Annotated in this window: 21 protein-coding genes and 1 pseudogene; 10 read left to right on the top strand and 12 right to left on the bottom strand. The window is 63.6% G+C overall.

Features of this window, described 5'->3' with window-relative positions:
• Positions 1–76: 76 nt before the first annotated feature.
• A complete protein-coding gene (gene ppk2 / locus N5A93_RS07455; RefSeq protein ID WP_268954505.1) occupies positions 77–940 on the bottom strand; it encodes a polyphosphate kinase 2 in 864 nt (287 codons plus the stop codon).
• A gap of 166 nt (positions 941–1,106) precedes the next feature.
• Positions 1,107–1,418 carry an ETC complex I subunit gene (locus N5A93_RS07450; protein WP_268954445.1) on the bottom strand — a complete coding sequence of 104 codons (312 nt, stop codon included), beginning with the start codon at positions 1,416–1,418 and terminating at the stop codon, positions 1,107–1,109.
• A 177-nt stretch (positions 1,419–1,595) separates the two neighbouring features.
• On the opposite strand from N5A93_RS07450, the gene uvrB reads away from it, so the two are divergent.
• Together uvrB and N5A93_RS07440 are read left to right on the top strand one after the other, a co-directional pair.
• On the top strand, positions 1,596–3,794 hold the full coding sequence (gene uvrB, locus N5A93_RS07445) for an excinuclease ABC subunit UvrB (RefSeq protein ID WP_328405724.1): 2,199 nt from the start codon (positions 1,596–1,598) through the stop codon (positions 3,792–3,794).
• A gap of 47 nt (positions 3,795–3,841) precedes the next feature.
• Positions 3,842–4,153, top strand: coding sequence for an aspartate aminotransferase (locus N5A93_RS07440; protein WP_328405721.1), 312 nt, complete (start codon positions 3,842–3,844; stop codon positions 4,151–4,153).
• Positions 4,154–4,191: 38 nt separating this feature from the next.
• On the opposite strand, the gene N5A93_RS07435 is transcribed toward N5A93_RS07440, so the two are convergent.
• The gene (locus N5A93_RS07435; RefSeq protein ID WP_268954444.1) at positions 4,192–4,479 is read right to left on the bottom strand and encodes an antibiotic biosynthesis monooxygenase family protein; all 288 of its coding nucleotides are present in this window, start codon (positions 4,477–4,479) and stop codon (positions 4,192–4,194) included.
• Positions 4,480–4,615: 136 nt separating this feature from the next.
• Here N5A93_RS07435 and N5A93_RS07430 point away from each other — a divergent pair, with 136 nt between their 5' ends.
• The 3 genes from N5A93_RS07430 to N5A93_RS07420 are packed head-to-tail and all read left to right on the top strand — an operon-like array spanning position 4,616 to position 5,942.
• Positions 4,616–4,870 carry a hypothetical protein gene (locus tag N5A93_RS07430; RefSeq protein ID WP_268954443.1) on the top strand — a complete coding sequence of 85 codons (255 nt, stop codon included), beginning with the start codon at positions 4,616–4,618 and terminating at the stop codon, positions 4,868–4,870.
• A 40-nt stretch (positions 4,871–4,910) separates the two neighbouring features.
• A complete protein-coding gene (locus N5A93_RS07425) occupies positions 4,911–5,123 on the top strand; it encodes a DUF2905 domain-containing protein (protein WP_268954442.1) in 213 nt (70 codons plus the stop codon).
• Positions 5,124–5,168: 45 nt separating this feature from the next.
• Positions 5,169–5,942: a DUF6782 family putative metallopeptidase gene (locus N5A93_RS07420; protein WP_268954441.1), complete on the top strand. Its 774-nt coding sequence runs from the start codon at positions 5,169–5,171 to the stop codon at positions 5,940–5,942.
• On the opposite strand, the gene N5A93_RS07415 is transcribed toward N5A93_RS07420, so the two are convergent.
• The 4 genes from N5A93_RS07415 to N5A93_RS07400 all read right to left on the bottom strand — a co-directional run bounded on the left by N5A93_RS07415 (position 5,929) and on the right by N5A93_RS07400 (position 7,713).
• Positions 5,929–6,522 (bottom strand): rhodanese-like domain-containing protein, encoded by a 594-nt coding sequence (locus N5A93_RS07415; RefSeq protein WP_268954440.1) that lies wholly within the window; start codon positions 6,520–6,522, stop codon positions 5,929–5,931. The two genes, N5A93_RS07420 and N5A93_RS07415, sit on opposite strands and share 14 nt — an antisense overlap.
• Before the next feature lie 80 nt (positions 6,523–6,602).
• On the bottom strand, positions 6,603–7,010 hold the full coding sequence (locus N5A93_RS07410; RefSeq protein WP_268954439.1) for a universal stress protein: 408 nt from the start codon (positions 7,008–7,010) through the stop codon (positions 6,603–6,605).
• Between the two features lie 89 nt (positions 7,011–7,099).
• Positions 7,100–7,390: a DUF5665 domain-containing protein gene (locus tag N5A93_RS07405; RefSeq protein WP_268954438.1), complete on the bottom strand. Its 291-nt coding sequence runs from the start codon at positions 7,388–7,390 to the stop codon at positions 7,100–7,102.
• A 2-nt stretch (positions 7,391–7,392) separates the two neighbouring features.
• Positions 7,393–7,713 carry an antibiotic biosynthesis monooxygenase family protein gene (locus N5A93_RS07400; RefSeq protein ID WP_268954437.1) on the bottom strand — a complete coding sequence of 107 codons (321 nt, stop codon included), beginning with the start codon at positions 7,711–7,713 and terminating at the stop codon, positions 7,393–7,395.
• A 162-nt stretch (positions 7,714–7,875) separates the two neighbouring features.
• Here N5A93_RS07400 and N5A93_RS07395 point away from each other — a divergent pair, with 162 nt between their 5' ends.
• The gene (locus N5A93_RS07395) at positions 7,876–8,511 is read left to right on the top strand and encodes a hypothetical protein (protein ID WP_268954436.1); all 636 of its coding nucleotides are present in this window, start codon (positions 7,876–7,878) and stop codon (positions 8,509–8,511) included.
• An 11-nt stretch (positions 8,512–8,522) separates the two neighbouring features.
• Here the strand turns inward: N5A93_RS07395 and N5A93_RS07390 are convergent, their stop codons facing one another.
• From N5A93_RS07390 to N5A93_RS07380, 3 genes are all read right to left on the bottom strand, one after another.
• Positions 8,523–10,817, bottom strand: a complete 2,295-nt coding sequence (locus N5A93_RS07390; RefSeq protein ID WP_268954435.1) for a glycosyl hydrolase family 28-related protein — start codon at positions 10,815–10,817, stop codon at positions 8,523–8,525.
• A gap of 130 nt (positions 10,818–10,947) precedes the next feature.
• Positions 10,948–11,352, bottom strand: coding sequence for a hypothetical protein (locus N5A93_RS07385; protein ID WP_268954434.1), 405 nt, complete (start codon positions 11,350–11,352; stop codon positions 10,948–10,950).
• Between the two features lie 16 nt (positions 11,353–11,368).
• Positions 11,369–12,571, bottom strand: a complete 1,203-nt coding sequence (locus N5A93_RS07380; RefSeq protein WP_268954433.1) for a pyridoxal phosphate-dependent aminotransferase — start codon at positions 12,569–12,571, stop codon at positions 11,369–11,371.
• A gap of 94 nt (positions 12,572–12,665) precedes the next feature.
• On the opposite strand from N5A93_RS07380, the gene N5A93_RS07375 reads away from it, so the two are divergent.
• The 3 genes from N5A93_RS07375 to N5A93_RS07365 all read left to right on the top strand — a co-directional run bounded on the left by N5A93_RS07375 (position 12,666) and on the right by N5A93_RS07365 (position 13,940).
• Entirely contained in the window at positions 12,666–13,070 is a 405-nt protein-coding gene (locus N5A93_RS07375) for a helix-turn-helix domain-containing protein (RefSeq protein WP_268954432.1), read from the top strand.
• Complete coding sequence (locus tag N5A93_RS07370; protein WP_372920734.1) at positions 13,054–13,347, top strand: succinate dehydrogenase assembly factor 2; 294 nt, start codon at positions 13,054–13,056, stop codon at positions 13,345–13,347. Before N5A93_RS07375 ends, N5A93_RS07370 begins: the two co-directional genes overlap by 17 nt.
• 95 nt (positions 13,348–13,442) lie before the next feature.
• A complete protein-coding gene (locus tag N5A93_RS07365) occupies positions 13,443–13,940 on the top strand; it encodes a MarR family winged helix-turn-helix transcriptional regulator (RefSeq protein ID WP_268954431.1) in 498 nt (165 codons plus the stop codon).
• A 48-nt stretch (positions 13,941–13,988) separates the two neighbouring features.
• Here N5A93_RS07365 and N5A93_RS07360 read toward each other — a convergent pair.
• Together N5A93_RS07360 and N5A93_RS07355 are read right to left on the bottom strand one after the other, a co-directional pair.
• Positions 13,989–14,597 (bottom strand): annotated as a pseudogene (locus tag N5A93_RS07360) (DUF1194 domain-containing protein); the annotation flags it as partial.
• Between the two features lie 32 nt (positions 14,598–14,629).
• On the bottom strand, positions 14,630–15,058 hold the full coding sequence (locus N5A93_RS07355) for a VOC family protein (RefSeq protein ID WP_268954430.1): 429 nt from the start codon (positions 15,056–15,058) through the stop codon (positions 14,630–14,632).
• A 174-nt stretch (positions 15,059–15,232) separates the two neighbouring features.
• Here N5A93_RS07355 and thyX point away from each other — a divergent pair, with 174 nt between their 5' ends.
• Positions 15,233–16,141, top strand: a complete 909-nt coding sequence (gene thyX, locus N5A93_RS07350; protein ID WP_268954429.1) for an FAD-dependent thymidylate synthase — start codon at positions 15,233–15,235, stop codon at positions 16,139–16,141.
• Positions 16,142–16,300: the final 159 nt, after the last annotated feature.

Below are 16,300 nucleotides of genomic sequence, written 5' to 3'. Positions count from 1 at the left end.
GGCCATGCGGGCGAGCGGGCAAGTCGGGGCGCGCCTCATGCGCGCGCGCCCGCCGCCGTGCCCGCCGCTGCGCTGGTCAGCTCTTGCGCGTTTCGGGATGCATCGACTTGCCCAGGATATGCTCCGAACCATGCAGCACATGCTGCGCGGTCGACACGATCAGCGGATCCGGCGCCCGCGCGATCCTGGGATCCTTGCCGGGATAATCCAGCGTGCTCAGGAAATGCTGCATGCAATTGAGGCGCGCGCGCTTCTTGTCGTTCGACTTGATCACCGTCCAGGGTGCATCGGCGGTGTCGGTGTAAAAGAACATCGCCTCCTTGGCCTCGGTGTAATCGTCCCATCTGCCAAGGCTCTGCTTGTCGATCGGGCTCAGCTTCCATTGCTTGAGCGGATCCGTGGCGCGCGACTCGAAGCGGCGTTTCTGTTCATCCTGCGTGACCGAGAACCAGTATTTGTAAAGCCGGATGCCCGAGCGCACCAGCATCCGCTCAAGATCGGGGGTCTGGCGCATGAATTCGAGGTATTCCCAGGGCTCGCAAAAGCCCATTACCCGCTCGACTCCGGCGCGGTTGTACCAAGACCGGTCATAGAACACCATTTCGCCCACGGTCGGCAGATGCTCGATATAGCGTTGAAAGAACCATTGCCCCTTTTCCTCCCAGGTGGGCTTGTTGAGCGCCACCACGCGGGCCTGGCGCGGGTTCAGGTGCTCGGTGAAGCGCTTGATCGTGCCGCCCTTGCCGGCCGCGTCGCGCCCCTCGAAGATCAGAATGAACTTCTCGCCGGTCTCCTGCGCCCAAAGCTGAACCTTCAGCAGCTCGGCCTGCAGCTTGGCCTTCCGGCTCTCATAGCTGCGCCCGCTCATCTTGTCCTGATAGGGATACTCGCCCGCCTCGAAGGCCTGCCGGAACTCGGCAAGCTTGTCGGCGGGTTTCATATCCTCGGGGTTCTGCGGTGCTGCTGCGGCGTTGGCCTTGGGGCTGGCGGTCATCTGCGTCTCCTTCACGCTCTGTCCGGGTGAAGAAGCCTAACGGATCAGGCCGGAATGCGCGTTGATCCCGCTCAAGTCCGGGGTCGGGGCGGGCGCATGTTGCGCGTCTGCCTCAGTGGGTCCAGGTGGCGCGCCGGTTGGTGGCGAAATTTTCGCCATAGCCGCCGGGGCGGATATTGGGCTTGCGTTTATGGGGTTCAAGCACGATGGCGTCGATGCCATGTTCCTCGGCGTATTCCATGGCGGCGGCGCGGGTGGGAAAGGTCAGCCTGACCTGAGCCTGAGTATCGGCGGAACTGGTCCAGCCCATCAGCGGATCGACCTCGCGCGCGGTCTCGGCGACATATTCCAGCACCCAGTGCTGCGAGCGGGCATTGCCCGATTGGGTGGTGCTGCGCGCGGGCTTGTAGATACGGGCGGACATGGTCGTGCCTCCTTGCTGTGGGGTGGTTATTCCAAAATTGCGGGGACGGGGCAAGGGAACAAATCGCCGCGAGCGCGCCGTGCGGCCTGCGCGAAACCGGGCCTGTGCGGTGCCGACACCCCTTGAACACCGCGCGAAACGGAACAAGTGTGGAACGACAGCAAGGACCGGACCCAGATGCCCTACGCCCATTCCGACAAATCCGAACCTTTGATGCATGCCGCCGCGCCCGATGTGGAGACGCGTGAAAAGCTGGAAGGCGGCATCCGCTTCGAGATGGTGACCGAATTCCAGCCCGCCGGCGACCAGCCCGCCGCGATCCGGGAGCTGGCGGGCGGGGTCGATGCGGGCGAGCGCAATCAGGTCCTGCTGGGCGCCACCGGCACCGGCAAGACCTACACCATGGCCAAGGTGATCGAGGAAACCCAACGCCCCGCCATCATCCTCGCCCCCAACAAGACCCTGGCGGCGCAGCTTTACGGCGAGTTCAAGCACTTCTTTCCCAACAATGCCGTGGAATACTTCGTCAGCTTCTACGACTATTACCAGCCCGAAGCCTATGTGCCGCGCTCGGATACCTATATCGAGAAGGAATCCCAGATCAACGAACAGATCGACCGGATGCGCCACTCGGCCACACGCGCGCTGCTGGAACGCGACGACGTGATCATCGTCGCCTCGGTCAGCTGCATTTACGGGATCGGCTCGGTCGAGACCTATGGCGCGATGACCCAGGACCTCAAGGTCGGGCTGGATTACGACCAGCGCAAGATCATGGCCGATCTCGTCGCCCAGCAATACAAGCGGAATGACCAAGCGTTCCAGCGCGGCAGTTTCCGGGTGCGCGGCGACAGCCTCGAAGTCTGGCCCGCCCACCTGGAGGATCGCGCCTGGAAGCTCAGCTTCTTTGGCGAAGAGCTTGAAGCGATTACCGAATTCGACCCGCTGACCGGCGCCAGGACCGGCAGCTTCGAGCAGATCCGGGTCTATGCCAACTCGCATTACGTGACGCCCAAACCGACGCTGCAGCAGGCCATCGTCAGTATCCGCAAGGAGCTGCGTCAGCGGCTCGACCAGCTTGTCGGCGAGGGCAAGCTGCTGGAGGCGCAGCGGCTGGAGCAACGCACGAATTTCGACCTCGAGATGCTGGACGCGACCGGCGTGTGCAACGGGATCGAGAACTATTCGCGCTATCTGACCGGGCGCGCCCCCGGCGAGCCGCCCCCGACGCTGTTCGAATTCATCCCCGACCACGCCATCGTCTTCGCCGATGAATCGCATGTGTCCGTCCCCCAGATCGGGGGCATGTACAAGGGCGACTACAGGCGCAAGTTCACCCTGGCTGAACACGGATTCCGCCTGCCCAGCTGCATGGATAACCGCCCCCTCAAATTCGAGGAATGGGACGCCATGCGCCCGCAATCGGTCTTCGTCTCCGCCACGCCCGCCTCTTGGGAGATGGAGCAGACCGGCGGGGTCTTCACCGAACAGGTGATCCGCCCCACGGGGCTTCTGGACCCGCAGGTGGAGATCCGCCCTGTGGACATGCAGGTCGATGACCTGCTCGAAGAGGTGCGCCGCGTGTCGGCGGCGGGGATGCGCACGCTGTGCACCACCCTGACCAAGCGCATGGCCGAGGACCTGACCGAATACCTGCATGAACAGGGCATCCGCGTGCGCTACATGCATTCCGATATCGACACGATCGAACGGATCGAGATCCTGCGCGACCTGCGCCTCGGGGCCTTTGACGTGCTCATCGGCATCAACCTTCTGCGCGAGGGGCTGGATATCCCCGAATGCGGGCTTGTGGCGATTCTGGATGCCGACAAGGAAGGTTTCCTGCGCTCGGAAACCTCGCTCATCCAGACCATCGGGCGCGCCGCGCGCAATGCCGAGGGGCGGGTGATCATGTATGCCGACCGCATCACCGGCTCGATGCAGCGCGCGCTGGATGAAACCGACCGGCGCCGCGCCAAGCAGATTGCCTATAACGAGGAGCACGGCATCACCCCCTCGACGATCAAGAAGAACGTCGAGGATATCATGGCCGGTCTTTACCAGGGCGATGTGGACATGAACCGCGTCACCGCCACCATCGACACGCCCCTGATGGGGCCAAATCTGCAAGCGCATCTCGACGGGCTGCGCAGCGAGATGCGCAAGGCCGCCGAAAACCTTGAATTCGAGGAGGCGGCGCGCCTGCGCGACGAGGTCAAGCGGCTCGAGGCGGTGGATCTGGCGGTGCATGACGACCCGCTGGCGCGCCAGCAGGCGGTGGAAAAGGCCTCGGCGGAGGCCACCAAATCGCGCGGCCGCTCGACGGCGGGACGTCCGGGGCAACGGGGCGGGAATGTGAAGCGGCGGGGGCGGTGATCAGCCGTTAACCCCGCCTTTACCACGCTGGTCCCATCCTGAGCCGCATGAAGAACCGAAACTCGCCCCTCTCGCCCGACATCTGGCTGCGTGACCTCTTTGCATCCAAGGCGGTGCAGCAGGGCGAAGTGATCCGGCGCAAGGCGCGCGATATCGAGCGCTTCGCGGGGATGGAGCGGTTCATGCGTGAAATTCACCGGCGCGGATACCAGGTGGTGGAAAATTCGGGGCAGATCGTGATATTCTGCAACCGTGCGCCGGTCCGCTGGCTCACCCCCGGCGCAGACCAGATTTCTTCAAAAGAAATCGGTCGGAAATCCTTTCAGGATTTCGGCGCCACGGCACGCCCGGACCGATGATGAAGCGCGGCCCGCCGGGTGGCAGGCCGCACGCCTTGTCAATTTGTCCAATGCGCGCGCACGTCGAACCCTTCGGGTTGGGGTGTCTCGGCCAGGTGGTCCGCCATCCGCGTCCAGAGCGCGGTCACCTTGTCGGCATTCGCGTCCGAAAGTTCGCGGCTTTCCACCAGCGACATCACATAGCCCTTGCCGTCATCGTCCATGACATTGATGAACGCCTTCAGGCCCGGCAGCGCCATGATGTCGGCTTTCATGCTCTCCATCGTGGTCATCGCCGCATCGCGGGCGCCGGGCTTCAATTGAAATCGCGTAATGCGTGCAAACATGGCACGTCCTCCCTTTTCGTTATGACCTGGTCGTTTGAAGCGCCCCTTATTGACGCAACGTCAAGATAGCACGTCCAGACCCTGCAGAGGTGGCTTTTATCGGCGCCGGCCCCCAGAGATGCTAGACTCGCACCCGATGACCGAACTCGAACCCGCCGATACCCATCTCTATCCCGGCGCGACCGGGCGCATCGCGTCCGGTCCAGCGGACGGCCCCGTGGTCCTGCGTTTCGCGGGCGGGGCCTCGGCGCAGGGGGTCTTGAGCGGCGACAGGCTGGATGTCATGCCCCATGTCACCGCCGCCGGCACGCCCATCGCCGCCAAGCGCTGGCGGATCGCCATAGCGGATGCGCGCTTCAGGGTCCTCAAGCGATTGCCCTTGGCGCCTTAACCCCTACACATCCACCCGCGCGGCACCTATCTTTGCCCGCATGGCGCGTTTCCTGATCCTTGCGGGCCTTGTGCTCATCGCGACCGGGCTGCTCTGGGGGCCGCTCAGCCGCCTGGGGCTTGGCCGCCTGCCGGGCGATATCGTGATCGAGCGCGAGAATCTGCGCCTCTTCATCCCCATCACCAGCGCGATCCTGGTCTCGGTGGTGCTGTCGCTGGTGATCGCGCTTGTCCGCATCTTTCTGGGGCGATGATCCAAGCCTCTGGACAGGGCCGCGCCCTGACGACACTCTGGCGGGATGTGCGCCGCGCGTTTCCTCTTTCTGGCCGTGGTCGCCATCCTGTCCCTGCTGTCGCCAGCGGGGGCGCGGGCCGCGCCGGTCTGCGCCGGTTACCCTTATGACAGCGCACCGCGCATCGCCGCGCTGCTGGATGGGCTGCGTCCGCTGGCTCTGGCCTTCCCCTCGATGCAGGCGGCGCTCGAATCCCGCCGCCCCGAGATCTGCCTTGATGACAGTCTGACTGACGCGCATGGCTATCTCGACGCCACCGGCGCGCGGCTGGTGCTTTCCGCCGATCTGCCTGCGCCGATGCAGCGGCTCGTCCTGCTGCATGAGCTGCGTCATCTGTGGCAAGTCCAGACCGGGGCCTGCCCTGCTGCGGGGCTGTCCATGCAAGAGCATGCCCGCGCCGTCATGGCAATGGAAGCCGATGCCTGCGCGATCAGCCTCCTGGCCGCATGGCATCTGCGCGAGGCGGGTGACCTCGCGGTCTGGGAGGCCGCCGAGGCCTGGCCCACCCAATGCGCGATCGCCGCGGTGATCGCGCGCGATATGAATCGGGGCGCCGATCCCGCCGCCGTCATGGCGGCGGCCTTTGCGCATTGGTTCACCTCATCCGAACGGCGAGACATCTATTACAACGCGGCCTGTTCGGATTATCTAGACGCGCTCGACCGTTCCAAGCGGCTGGCGCAATATGGCGCGCTGCCAAAGGAATTTCTGTCGAATCTCTGCCGGTTGCCGGACGGGCGCGCCTATCCTTGCGTGATGCCACCCTTCAGTCGCCGGTAACGCTCAACCCCAGCACCCGCCAGCTTTGCATGCCGCCGCGATAATAGAAAATCCGCTCGGCCGGATAGCCCGCCGAAATCATGTTGCGGATCGCCGAGGGACTTTGCCCGCACCAGAGCCCGTTGCAGAACAACGCCACAGGGCGGGCATTCTCACAATCCCAGCCGTCAAAATCGATCTCGCAGCCCAGATCGCCCAGCCGGTCAACCACCTGCGTATAGGGAATGTTGATCGCGCCGGGGATGGTGCCGCCCTCGAACCAGTCGGGGGTGCGGCTGTCCACCAGCACGGTGTCGGAATCTTCCAGCATATCCAGCAATTCGAGCTCACCAATGGTGGTGACGCCCGGCGCCGGGGTCATCGGCTGGATGCAGAAGGACGGGCAGGGGCGCGAGGTGCGCGCCCATTCGCCGGTGATTTCGTGGTCGTTGTCCTGAAGCCGCTTGATCTCGACCGGGCCGTTTGGTGTTTCGACCGTGACCGAGGGACGGTCAGGCCGGATATTCACCGGCTCCTGCGCGGCCAGCGGCGCGGCCGAAATTCCAAGACAAATGGTGGCCAGCGTGATGATCGCTCGCATGATATCCTCCCTTGATGCGGGACGGGCGGCGCAAGGGCAGGGTGCCCCGCGCCGCCGCCGCCCAATTGCGCGCAAACCGTTCAGCGGATCACATGCACCGCGCATGTGGCATGGCGCACGACCTGGGTTGCGGTGCTGCCCAGCAACAGATCCTGCATGCCGGGGCGATGGCCGGCGATGACGATGCAGTCCGCGCCGTTCTTCTCGGCATAATCAAGGATCGTGCGGCTCGAATGCCCAGTCACCACTTCGCTTGCGCCATTGGCCAGCGGGGCCGCCATGTCGCGCAGCTCGGTCTCGATCGCCTGACGGCTTTCGACAAGATAATTGTCGGGCACATAGGTGATCGCATAACCGGGAATCTCCTCCATGACGTGTACCAGCGTGATCTTGCCATCGTCGCCTGCCAGCGTTTCGGCCACCTTGATCGCGCCCGCCGCATCGCGGTCTTCCTCGAATGAAACGGGAACCAGAATATTCTTGTACATGTTATCCTCCATTTTGAATTCGACCCACCCTCGCAGATCGCGCGATGCGCCACATTGATACAGGTCACGTCGGCGCCACCGTGCCGCAATCACTCTACGCTCGAATCGATCTGCCGGGCGATCTGGGCCACCCACTCGCCGATGATCGGCAGAAACTCCACCTGGCTCAGCGCCCAGGCCAACAGCGACAAGAGTACCGACGCCCCCAGCACAGTGCCAAGGCCAAACGCCAGCCCGCGCGCGAGGTTGAACAACAGAAGCCGCGGAATCGAGTTGTGAATCCGCACGAAGCGATGCGCATTGAGCCGCGCCACTTCGGCGCGCAGCGCATGCAATTCCTCGTTCAGCGCGTTTCGCGGGGCGTCGCCTTCGTCCTTCATGGTCAGTTGAATGTCGCCGTCACGTCATACATCACCGGCTCGAAACTCTTGCACAGTTCGTTGATCCGCCGGTTGCGCGCACGCATCTCATCGCTGCGCAGCATGGCAAGGAAGTCCTCGCGCTGGCGCCACTGGGAATAATTGGCGATCCGGGTCTGCGCGTCGTTCACATGCAGCCCGGCGGCGATGAAACCGGGCTGTTTCGAGATGAATTCGCGATAGGCTTCGGTCAGCTCGTCCATCAGGTCCTGGCAGGTTCCGGGGGTCATCTCGAAGGTGGTGATGACCGTCTGGTAGCTGCTGGACGTCTCGATCTTGGGCATGGCACACCTCCTTGGCCGAATCTCAGCCTATCAGCTTGGCGGCGCGGGGCAAATTCTTCTGTGGGTGGCCTGGTGCAGCGTTCCGGGCGGGGCCCGCCCGCCGCCGTTAACCTGCGGTTTACCTCGATTGACGATAAGTGAATCTGGAGGTGAGCGATGCGCATGCTGCTGATACTGCTGTTGGGTTTTTGCGCGCTGCCGCTTCAGGCCGGGCCGTGGATGCGTGACAAGGGCGAGACGTTCCTGTCCTTCTCGCTCGAGGGAGACCTTCTGACCGGTGGCGATTTCGTCGGAATTTATGGCGAATATGGCTGGCGCGACACGATGACCCTCGGGCTGGATCTTGGCGGGCATTCGGGCGCGATGTCCAAGGCGATCGTCTTCGCGCGCCGGCATTTCGCCACCGCAGACGGCGGGATGCGCCTGGCGGTGGAACTCGGTGCGGGGCTGGCGGATGACGATCCGGTGCTGCGCCCGGCGCTGTCCTTCGGGGGCGGGCTCGACTGGAAGGGGCGCAACGGCTGGCTGGTGCTCGATGCCCGTGCGCTGATCATCGACGAGGGGCGCGAGATCGCTTGGGAAGGCGATCTGACCTTCGGCATGCAGGCCTTTCGTAAATCGCGCGCGATCCTGCAGCTCCAGGCCCGACAGCCCGTTTCGGGCGATGCGCAGTTCAAGCTGGCGCAGTCCTGGGTGATCGAACGCGCACCCGGCCGCCACCTCGAAGTCGGGATGACGACCGGGATCAGGAACAGCGACGCGCTGGCGCTGAAACTGGCGCTCTGGCACAACTTCTAGCGCAACGAATGTCAGAATGGGTCGTCGATACGCACCTTGACCATGACCGTGCCTTCCACCGGCTCTTCCCATCTGAGCGTGATGCGGTCATTGTCCGGCCCCTGCTTGGCCAGGTAATAGGGCGCGCCGTAATGGACCTGGCCGCTCGCATTGCGCAGCGGCCCTTCCGCGACCACCGATTCGACCACCTGCGCCCAGGCGTTGAACGGCAGCTTTGAATCGGCATCGATGCTCCAGACCTGCGACGGGCTCGATTCGGTATGTTCGATCGTCACCGGGCTGGCGACCGGATTCGCCACGTTGTTGAAGGTGTTGTCGCGGAAGGTCACGTTATAAGAGCGGTTGAAATCGAGGCTGGCAAAGCTCGTGTCGACCCGTTCGACACGGTCGATCTGATTTCCGATCACGCGAAAGGCATTGCCGGTGACGGTCAGCCCGTTCAGGAAATGCCCCGGACCCATCGGCTTGATCACCAGCCAGTTGAACCAGGGTGCCACGTGGCTCACGATGAAGGTGTTGTCGGTGATACTGAGCTGGCTGAACGAAAATTCAGATGCGAAATCAGGCGCCTGATCGTGTTCGTTCACCCATTCGATGAAGTTGTTGTCGATATAGTTCCCGTCGATCGTGCCCCGGTTGTTGATCCGCGTCAGAACCAGCCCGCCCACGCGCGGCGAATTCTGCAACGTGTCGCCCTGGAACCAGTGATTGCCCGAAATGATCGAACTCGACCCGCCGATCACCGCGAAATGGCGGAAATGCACCGCACGGTTGTTGCGCAGCTTCACGTCATTGGCGTTGGTATTGATGGCGATGGTCTGGCGCTCGGTCGCGGGGAGCGGGCTTTCGTTGGACAGGAACTGGCAGCGGTCGATCAGCATCCCCTGGCAGCCCTCGCCATGGCTGGTGATGCCACGATCCTTGGGGCGGACGATGAAACAGTCGCGCAGCGCGAAAACGCTGCCCTGGGGCGGCAACAGGATGCCGCTGCACTCGCCGCCGCACTGAAGCTCGACATCCGCCAGGTGAAAGCGCCCCAGATCGGAAAAGCCGCTGAAATCGAGGATGTATTTGAACCGCCTGAAGGTGAAGACCTGGGTGCCGTCCGCATCATAAAGCGGCGCGCTCAGCTCCAGCGTCTGCGCGGCGATGTTGCGGTCGCGCACGTAAACCTCGCGCCCCACGCCATTGCCCTCGATCAGGGAACCCACCGGCACGTTGGCCACATTCTCGACGCCGGTCAGCCGCTTGGGGTCACTGGGCGAATAGCTGGCCTGCGATGTGTTGACCTCGGTATCCCATGCGCTGCCGGGAAAGACCGAGAACTGCCCGTTGCGGATCACACGGCGCTGGTTGAAAAAGGTCCGGTTGGCCAGCGCCGCCTGCAAGTCGACGGGCGCACGCAGCCCGATCAGCCGCCCGCCAAGGTCCAGCTCGTTATGCCCGGCGGTATTGAGCAGCGCCTGGAACGCCTTCTTGAAGGCCAGTTCCTCGTCATCGCCAAAGGCCTCGATATAGGCGGGCAGGTCGAAATTCTTGGTCAGGCCGAGGATCTTGTCCTCGGGCATGGTGACCGTTCCCTCGAAACGCACGCGGCTCTGGAAGGTGACGCTGTCACCCAGAAAATAGGTGCCCGCAGGCACCAGCACCTCGCGCCCGTTCGCAGCCGCGTCGGCGGCCTCGAAGGCGGCGCTGTCGTCGCTCACGCCATCGCCCACCGCGCCGAAATCACGCACATCGACCAAACCCAGCATGTCGCGCAGGAAAACCTGCGTCACGTCCTCGATCTCGATATCGTCGATCCGCAGGATGCCGCCATTGGGGCCGGTCAGGTCCAGCCCGATATGGGCATAGATGGGCACCGTGCCCCAAGCCATGTCAACACCGTTGCGCTGGCCCGGCCCGATGATCGCGCTCACCTCGACCACCTCGCCATAGGTCGTCAGGCTGACCTGCGGGCCGGTCTCGACCAGCCCCTCGACATGTGCGCCTCCCGCGCCACCCGCCCAGGCGGCGATGCGCAGGCTGGGCAGGTTGCCGCTCATCGCCTTCGCGCGCACCCGCACCTGCAGATAGCAGCCCGGCAGGATCGGCGTTTCCCCCATGTAGCGCAGCTTTTGCAGGGTCTCGGTCTTGACCAGTTCCAGCGCGCCGCCGAAATCCTGATCGACGGGCACGAAAGCCGCGTTGATGGCGCCCTCATAGCTGTCCGAACCCGGAGTGCCGTCGCCGCTCGACCACATGTCGAGCCCCGCCTCGAAGGGCGGCGGCATGAAGACGACCCCGTCGGTGATAGCCTTGTTCATCGAAGTTCCCTTTCCGCATCCGGGCGGCGCCACGGATGCCCCATATTGCTGCGTCCATGGGAAGGGGAAATATCAACGAGGGGTTAACGGGAGCCGACAGCACCGTGACGGTGGGGCGCGCGCAACGGGCTCACTCGTCCTTCAGCATGCGATCGGCCTTCTTGCGCACCAGTACGGAACGCAGGTCATGCATCGCCAGCAGCAGCGAGTCGGTCACATGATCAAGCTGTTCATCGGTGGCGCGGCTTTGCACCCAGTGGGTGGTCTGGTTCAGGTAATCGACGGCGCGGTGAATATCGTCGATGTCGCGCTCGGCCAGCAGGGCGTTGCGGTCCTCCATCCACTCTTCGATCTCGCGCAGGTCCTCCGGGGTCAGCTCGCGGTCGCCATGCGGTTTGATCTGACCGTTGCGGATATTGACCACCGCGATCTGTTCCAGGTCGATCCGGCGCTGCCGGTTCTCGGTATCCACGCGGAATACGAATGCGCCATTCTCGCGCACCCTGAAATAATAATCAGGCAGGTCCCCCGCCATCCTGTCCGCCCCCTGTTCACTTCAGCGCGGCGCAGAAATCCTGAATGCGCCCGCAGGCCTCTTCCAGGGCCTCGTCCGCCGTAGCGTAGCTGACACGGAACGCCGGGGAAAGCCCGAAGGCAGCGCCGAAAACAACCGCCACGCCGGTTTCTTCCAGAAGCGCGGTGGCGAAGGTCTCGTCATCGTTGATCTTGGTGCCCGCCTTGCTGGTCTTGCCGATCAGCCCCTCGATCGAGGGATAGACGTAAAACGCGCCCTCGGGCACCGGGCATTCGATCCCCTCGATCGCGTTCAGCTTTTCCACCATCAGATCGCGGCGGCGCTTGAAGATCACGTTATTGGCCTTGATGAAATCCTGCGGGCCGTTCAGCGCCTCCAGCGCGGCCCACTGGCTGATCGTGCAAGGGTTCGAGGTGCTTTGCGACTGTATCTTGCGCATCCCCGCAATCAGAATCTCCGGCCCCGCCGCATAGCCGATCCGCCAGCCGGTCATCGCATAGGCCTTGGAGACGCCGTTGCAGGTCAGCGTGCGCTCAAAAAGGCCGGGTTCCACCTGCGCCGGGGTGCAGAATTCGAAATCGTCATAGGCCAGATGCTCATACATGTCATCGGTCATGACCCAGACATGGGGATGGCGCATCAGCACATCGGTCAGCGCCTTCAGTTCGGTGCGCGAATAGCCCGCGCCGGTGGGGTTGCTGGGCGAATTGAAGATGAACCAGCGGGTCTTGGGGGTGATCGCGGCCTCCAGCGCCTCGGGCATCAGCTTGAAGGCGGTCTCGATGCCCGCAGGCACGACCACCGGCTCACCGCCCGCCAGCAGCACCATGTCCGGGTAACTGACCCAATAGGGCGCCGGGATGATCACCTCGTCGCCGGGATCGAGCGTCGCCATCAGGGCGTTATAGAGGATCTGCTTGCCGCCCGTGCCGACGCTGACCTGCGCGGGGCTGTAGCTCAGCCCGTTGTCGCGGGCGAACTTGTCGCAGATCGCCTGTTTCAATTCGGGGATCCCGTCGGGCGCGGTGTATTTCGTCTTGCCCTCGTTGATTGCACGGATGCCCGCTTGCTTTATGTTGTCGGGGGTGTCGAAATCGGGTTCGCCCGCACCCAGGCCGATCACGTCATGCCCCGCCTGGCGCATTTCCGCCGCCTTGGTGCTGACCGCGATGGTCGGAGACGGTTTGACGCGAGATAGTGTCGCGGAAAGGGGGTTCATGACAGCCTCCGGTTTGTATAGCGATACCGCATGTCATAGGTTCTGTGCCAACCCGGATCAAGCATCCCGGCAAGACCACTTGAAAGGAAGACAGATGAACGACGATTCGACCGAAGGCTGGTTCGACCCCGACGCCACCACGTTCGGCGACCGCGTCGCCGGCGCGCGCGAACAGGCCGGGATGACCCAGGCCGAACTCGCCAAGCGCCTCGGCGTCAAGCTCAAGACCCTGAAGGGCTGGGAAAACGACCTCAGCGAACCGCGCGCCAACAAGCTCTCGATGATGGCCGGGCTTTTGAACGTGTCGCTGCTCTGGCTTCTGTCTGGCGAAGGCGAAGGCCCCGACGGCCCCGGCGAAGACCGTGAATTGTCGCGCGACGTGACCGAGATGCTGACCGAGATCCGCGATATCCGCACCCATCTGGTGCAATATACCGACCGGCTCGGGCGGCTGGAAAAAAGCCTTCGCGCCAAGCTCAAGGATGAGGCCGGTGCCTGAAGAAGACCGCGCCACCCGGATCAAACGCCTTGCCATGCGCTCGATGCGCCGCGGCATCAAGGAGATGGACATCATCCTGTCGCGCTATGCCGCGGCCCGGCTCGATGGGCTGGGCGATGCGCAGCTGGCGCTTTATGACCGGCTGCTTTCGGAAAACGACCAGGATCTTTATCAATGGGTCACCGGGCAGGCCCCGGTGCCCGATCCCTTTCGCGACCTCGTCGCCGAGATCGCCATGCTGTCGGACGCGTCGCGCTCAGCGGTGGCGCCGCAGTAAAATAGCGCGCATTTTAGCTGTTATTGCATCGGTTTACGGATTTTTCGGTATTTTCGCTCAGGTTCCTCTCCCAAACGTATCGCACGGAGACGAAGATGAGCTTGCACACCCAGATGGCCGAGGCCGAACAGCAAAGCTTCGTGACGGGCTATCTCGATGCCCTGTCACTGGTGGAGCGGCTGCACCGGCTGCTTCTTGATGTTATCAAGGACGAATTCGAGCGCCTCGGCGTGCTCGAGGTGAACCCGGTTCAGGCGCTGTTGATGTTCAACAACGCCGAGAACGAAGTGACCGCGGGCGAGCTGAAAACCCGCGGCTATTACCAGGGCAGCAATGTCAGCTACAATCTCAAGAAACTGGTGGAAATGGGCTATATGCATCACCAGCGATGCGAGATCGACCGCCGCTCGGTTCGCGTCCGGCTGACCGCCAAGGGCCGCGCGATCCGCGATATCGTCGCCGCGCTATTCGGCCGCCACGCCGACGCGCTGCAGGGCAAGGGCGTCCTTGGCGCGGACGGGATCGACCAGATCACCGGCGCGCTGCGCCGGGTCGAACGCTACTGGACCGACCAGATCCGCTACATCTATTGACCGGCCGGGCTGGCCGGGCAGGGCGCCCAGCATGATGTCGTTGATCTCGCGGAACAATTTTCGCGACATGGCGCGCCGGTAGTCGTCGTAACCGCGCGCGACCTCGACAAAGGCATTCTTGCCACGTATCACCTCGTTTCGATAGAAATCCAGAAGCTCGGGCGCATCCCCCAGCACCACCAGCCCGTTGACGGTGACATCCTCCAGCGGGAAGTGGCGATAGGCCAGGTGCGGGCCGAACCCTTCGTTGTTGATCCCGTCGCCCGACACGTCGATCACCCGGCGCGTGCAGACCGGCGCGCGCGCCAGCAGCGACGCCGCATAGCCCAGACCATAGCCCATTGCGGTGGGAAACTCGGATTCGCTGCGCGTCGCGCGCGCCAGCGCCGCCACCGCGCGGTCTATATCGCCATGCCCGCGCAGCAGGCTCCAGTCCAGCAGCAGCTTCTGCTTGTAGCGCCCGCTCCACTCATAGATCGCCAGCGCCACATCGCCCTCGCCACCTTTCAGGATCGCGTGGCGGATTTCGGGCGCATCGAGCGCGCCCGCCAGCCCGGTGCGCTGCAACTCGTATTCCCCCGCATCGACCGACGAGGACACATCCAGCGCCAGGACCAGCGCCAGCCGGCAGGCGGCAGTGGCGGGCCATGCGCCCATGGCCCAGACCGCCGCCCCCAGCAGGGCGGCCCTCACCAATGGCCTGTATTTTCCATGCTGGCCCAGGGTTCCTCGGGCGGCTTGGCGCCGCCCGCCTGCAACAGCTCGATCGAGATATTGTCAGGGCTGCGCACAAAGGCCATCCGCCCGTCGCGCGGCGGGCGGTTGATGGTCACGCCATTGGCCTGAAGATGCGCGCACATGGCATAGATGTCCTCGACCTCATAGGCCAGATGCCCGAAATGGCGGCTGTCCGAAGGCAGCCCCTCATCGCCATCCCAGTTCCAGGTCAGCTCGACGGGGCATTCCTCCTGCCCCTCGGGCGCCATGAAGACCAGCGTGAACCGCCCGGCTTCAACATCCATCCGCCGGGTCTCGCGAAGGCCCAGCAATTCATAGAATTTCATGCTTTCCTCCAGGTCCTTCACCCGGACCATCGTGTGCAGATAGCGTATGCGCATCGCCTGACTCCTCGTTGCTGTCGCTTCACAGGATAGGCTCATTCCCCTCCCTGTCGACCCACCCGGGCAGCATCGTGGCAAGTCCACCCGATATTGGCGTTTTCACTGCTGCCCTCCGCAAGATATAGTGAATCCCGACTCGCGACGATGGCTTTGCACCGAAAGGAATCCCCGATGCCCCTCACGCCCGATCAACAGGCCGAGATCGACAGCCTGCGCAGCCAGCCCCAGGACACGCTTCGCACCGTCGCGCCGGGGATGGAAAAGCACCTCTACACCGCGCATCCGGTGCTCGATCATGGCTTCGTGCGGGTGGTGGATTACATGGGCGACGATGCCGCCATCTGTCAGGCCGCGCGGGTCAGTTACGGCAAGGGCACGAAATCCGTGTCCAATGACGAGGGGCTGATCCGCTATCTGATGCGCCACTGGCACTCGACCCCGTTCGAGATGTGCGAAGTGAAGCTGCATGTGAAACTGCCGGTTTTCGTGGCGCGCCAGTGGATCCGCCACCGCACCGCCAATGTCAACGAATACTCGGCCCGCTATTCGATCCTTGATCGCGAATTCTACATCCCCGCGCCCGATGCTCTGGCGGCACAGTCGACCACCAACAACCAGGGCCGGGGTGCCGCGCTCGAAGGCGAAGAGGCCGACCGCGTGCTGCGTATCCTTCAGGATGACGCGATGCGCTGCTATGACAATTACGAGGCGATGATCTCGGACGAGGGGCAACAGGGCCTGGCGCGTGAACTGGCGCGCATGAACCTGCCCGCCAATATCTATACGCAATGGTATTGGAAGGTGGACCTGCACAACCTGCTGCATTTCCTGCGCCTGCGCGCCGATACCCATGCCCAGTATGAAATCCGCGTCTATGCCGACGCGATCTGCAAGATCACCGCCGACTGGGTGCCCGCGGCCTACAAGGCCTTCGAGGATTACCGCATGGGTGGCGCCACGCTCTCGGCCCGCGGCCTCGATTGCCTGCGCCGCATGCTCAAGGGCGAAGAGGTGACTCAGGAAAGCTCCGGCATGTCCAAGGGCGAATGGCGGGAATTCATGGCGGTGATCGAAGCGTAGGGCGGAGTTCACCCCGCCACATGCACCTCGGCTCGATGCCAGCCACCCCGCATGGCGTCACCCGGACCTTGCCCCAGAGGGCCACCCTGCCGGATTCCTTTGCATGTTGGCGGAACGTCCCGATACAGTCGTTCTCCCCTGCCAGGGATCAGCCCTTGG

The sequence above is a fragment of the Roseovarius salincola genome (assembly GCF_026891095.1).
In the GTDB taxonomy this organism is placed as follows: Bacteria; Pseudomonadota; Alphaproteobacteria; order Rhodobacterales; family Rhodobacteraceae; genus Roseovarius; species Roseovarius salincola.
Note: the sequence above shows the minus strand (reverse complement) of the source record. Positions and strands in the feature narration are given on the sequence as shown.

What these genes read in the sequence shown, in the direction of transcription:
- ppk2 (WP_268954505.1), bottom strand. Translation starts at nt 940, where the DNA reads ATGAAACCCGCCGACAAGCTTGCCGAGTTCCGGCAGGCCTTCGAGGCG.
- N5A93_RS07450 (WP_268954445.1), bottom strand. Translation starts at nt 1,418, where the DNA reads ATGTCCGCCCGTATCTACAAGCCCGCGCGCAGCACCACCCAATCGGGC.
- uvrB (WP_328405724.1), top strand. Translation starts at nt 1,596, where the DNA reads ATGCCCTACGCCCATTCCGACAAATCCGAACCTTTGATGCATGCCGCC.
- N5A93_RS07440 (WP_328405721.1), top strand. Translation starts at nt 3,842, where the DNA reads ATGAAGAACCGAAACTCGCCCCTCTCGCCCGACATCTGGCTGCGTGAC.
- N5A93_RS07435 (WP_268954444.1), bottom strand. Translation starts at nt 4,479, where the DNA reads ATGTTTGCACGCATTACGCGATTTCAATTGAAGCCCGGCGCCCGCGAT.
- N5A93_RS07430 (WP_268954443.1), top strand. Translation starts at nt 4,616, where the DNA reads ATGACCGAACTCGAACCCGCCGATACCCATCTCTATCCCGGCGCGACC.
- N5A93_RS07425 (WP_268954442.1), top strand. Translation starts at nt 4,911, where the DNA reads ATGGCGCGTTTCCTGATCCTTGCGGGCCTTGTGCTCATCGCGACCGGG.
- N5A93_RS07420 (WP_268954441.1), top strand. Translation starts at nt 5,169, where the DNA reads ATGTGCGCCGCGCGTTTCCTCTTTCTGGCCGTGGTCGCCATCCTGTCC.
- N5A93_RS07415 (WP_268954440.1), bottom strand. Translation starts at nt 6,522, where the DNA reads ATGCGAGCGATCATCACGCTGGCCACCATTTGTCTTGGAATTTCGGCC.
- N5A93_RS07410 (WP_268954439.1), bottom strand. Translation starts at nt 7,010, where the DNA reads ATGTACAAGAATATTCTGGTTCCCGTTTCATTCGAGGAAGACCGCGAT.
- N5A93_RS07405 (WP_268954438.1), bottom strand. Translation starts at nt 7,390, where the DNA reads ATGAAGGACGAAGGCGACGCCCCGCGAAACGCGCTGAACGAGGAATTG.
- N5A93_RS07400 (WP_268954437.1), bottom strand. Translation starts at nt 7,713, where the DNA reads ATGCCCAAGATCGAGACGTCCAGCAGCTACCAGACGGTCATCACCACC.
- N5A93_RS07395 (WP_268954436.1), top strand. Translation starts at nt 7,876, where the DNA reads ATGCTGCTGATACTGCTGTTGGGTTTTTGCGCGCTGCCGCTTCAGGCC.
- N5A93_RS07390 (WP_268954435.1), bottom strand. Translation starts at nt 10,817, where the DNA reads ATGAACAAGGCTATCACCGACGGGGTCGTCTTCATGCCGCCGCCCTTC.
- N5A93_RS07385 (WP_268954434.1), bottom strand. Translation starts at nt 11,352, where the DNA reads ATGGCGGGGGACCTGCCTGATTATTATTTCAGGGTGCGCGAGAATGGC.
- N5A93_RS07380 (WP_268954433.1), bottom strand. Translation starts at nt 12,571, where the DNA reads ATGAACCCCCTTTCCGCGACACTATCTCGCGTCAAACCGTCTCCGACC.
- N5A93_RS07375 (WP_268954432.1), top strand. Translation starts at nt 12,666, where the DNA reads ATGAACGACGATTCGACCGAAGGCTGGTTCGACCCCGACGCCACCACG.
- N5A93_RS07370 (WP_372920734.1), top strand. Translation starts at nt 13,054, where the DNA reads ATGAGGCCGGTGCCTGAAGAAGACCGCGCCACCCGGATCAAACGCCTT.
- N5A93_RS07365 (WP_268954431.1), top strand. Translation starts at nt 13,443, where the DNA reads ATGAGCTTGCACACCCAGATGGCCGAGGCCGAACAGCAAAGCTTCGTG.
- N5A93_RS07355 (WP_268954430.1), bottom strand. Translation starts at nt 15,058, where the DNA reads ATGCGCATACGCTATCTGCACACGATGGTCCGGGTGAAGGACCTGGAG.
- thyX (WP_268954429.1), top strand. Translation starts at nt 15,233, where the DNA reads ATGCCCCTCACGCCCGATCAACAGGCCGAGATCGACAGCCTGCGCAGC.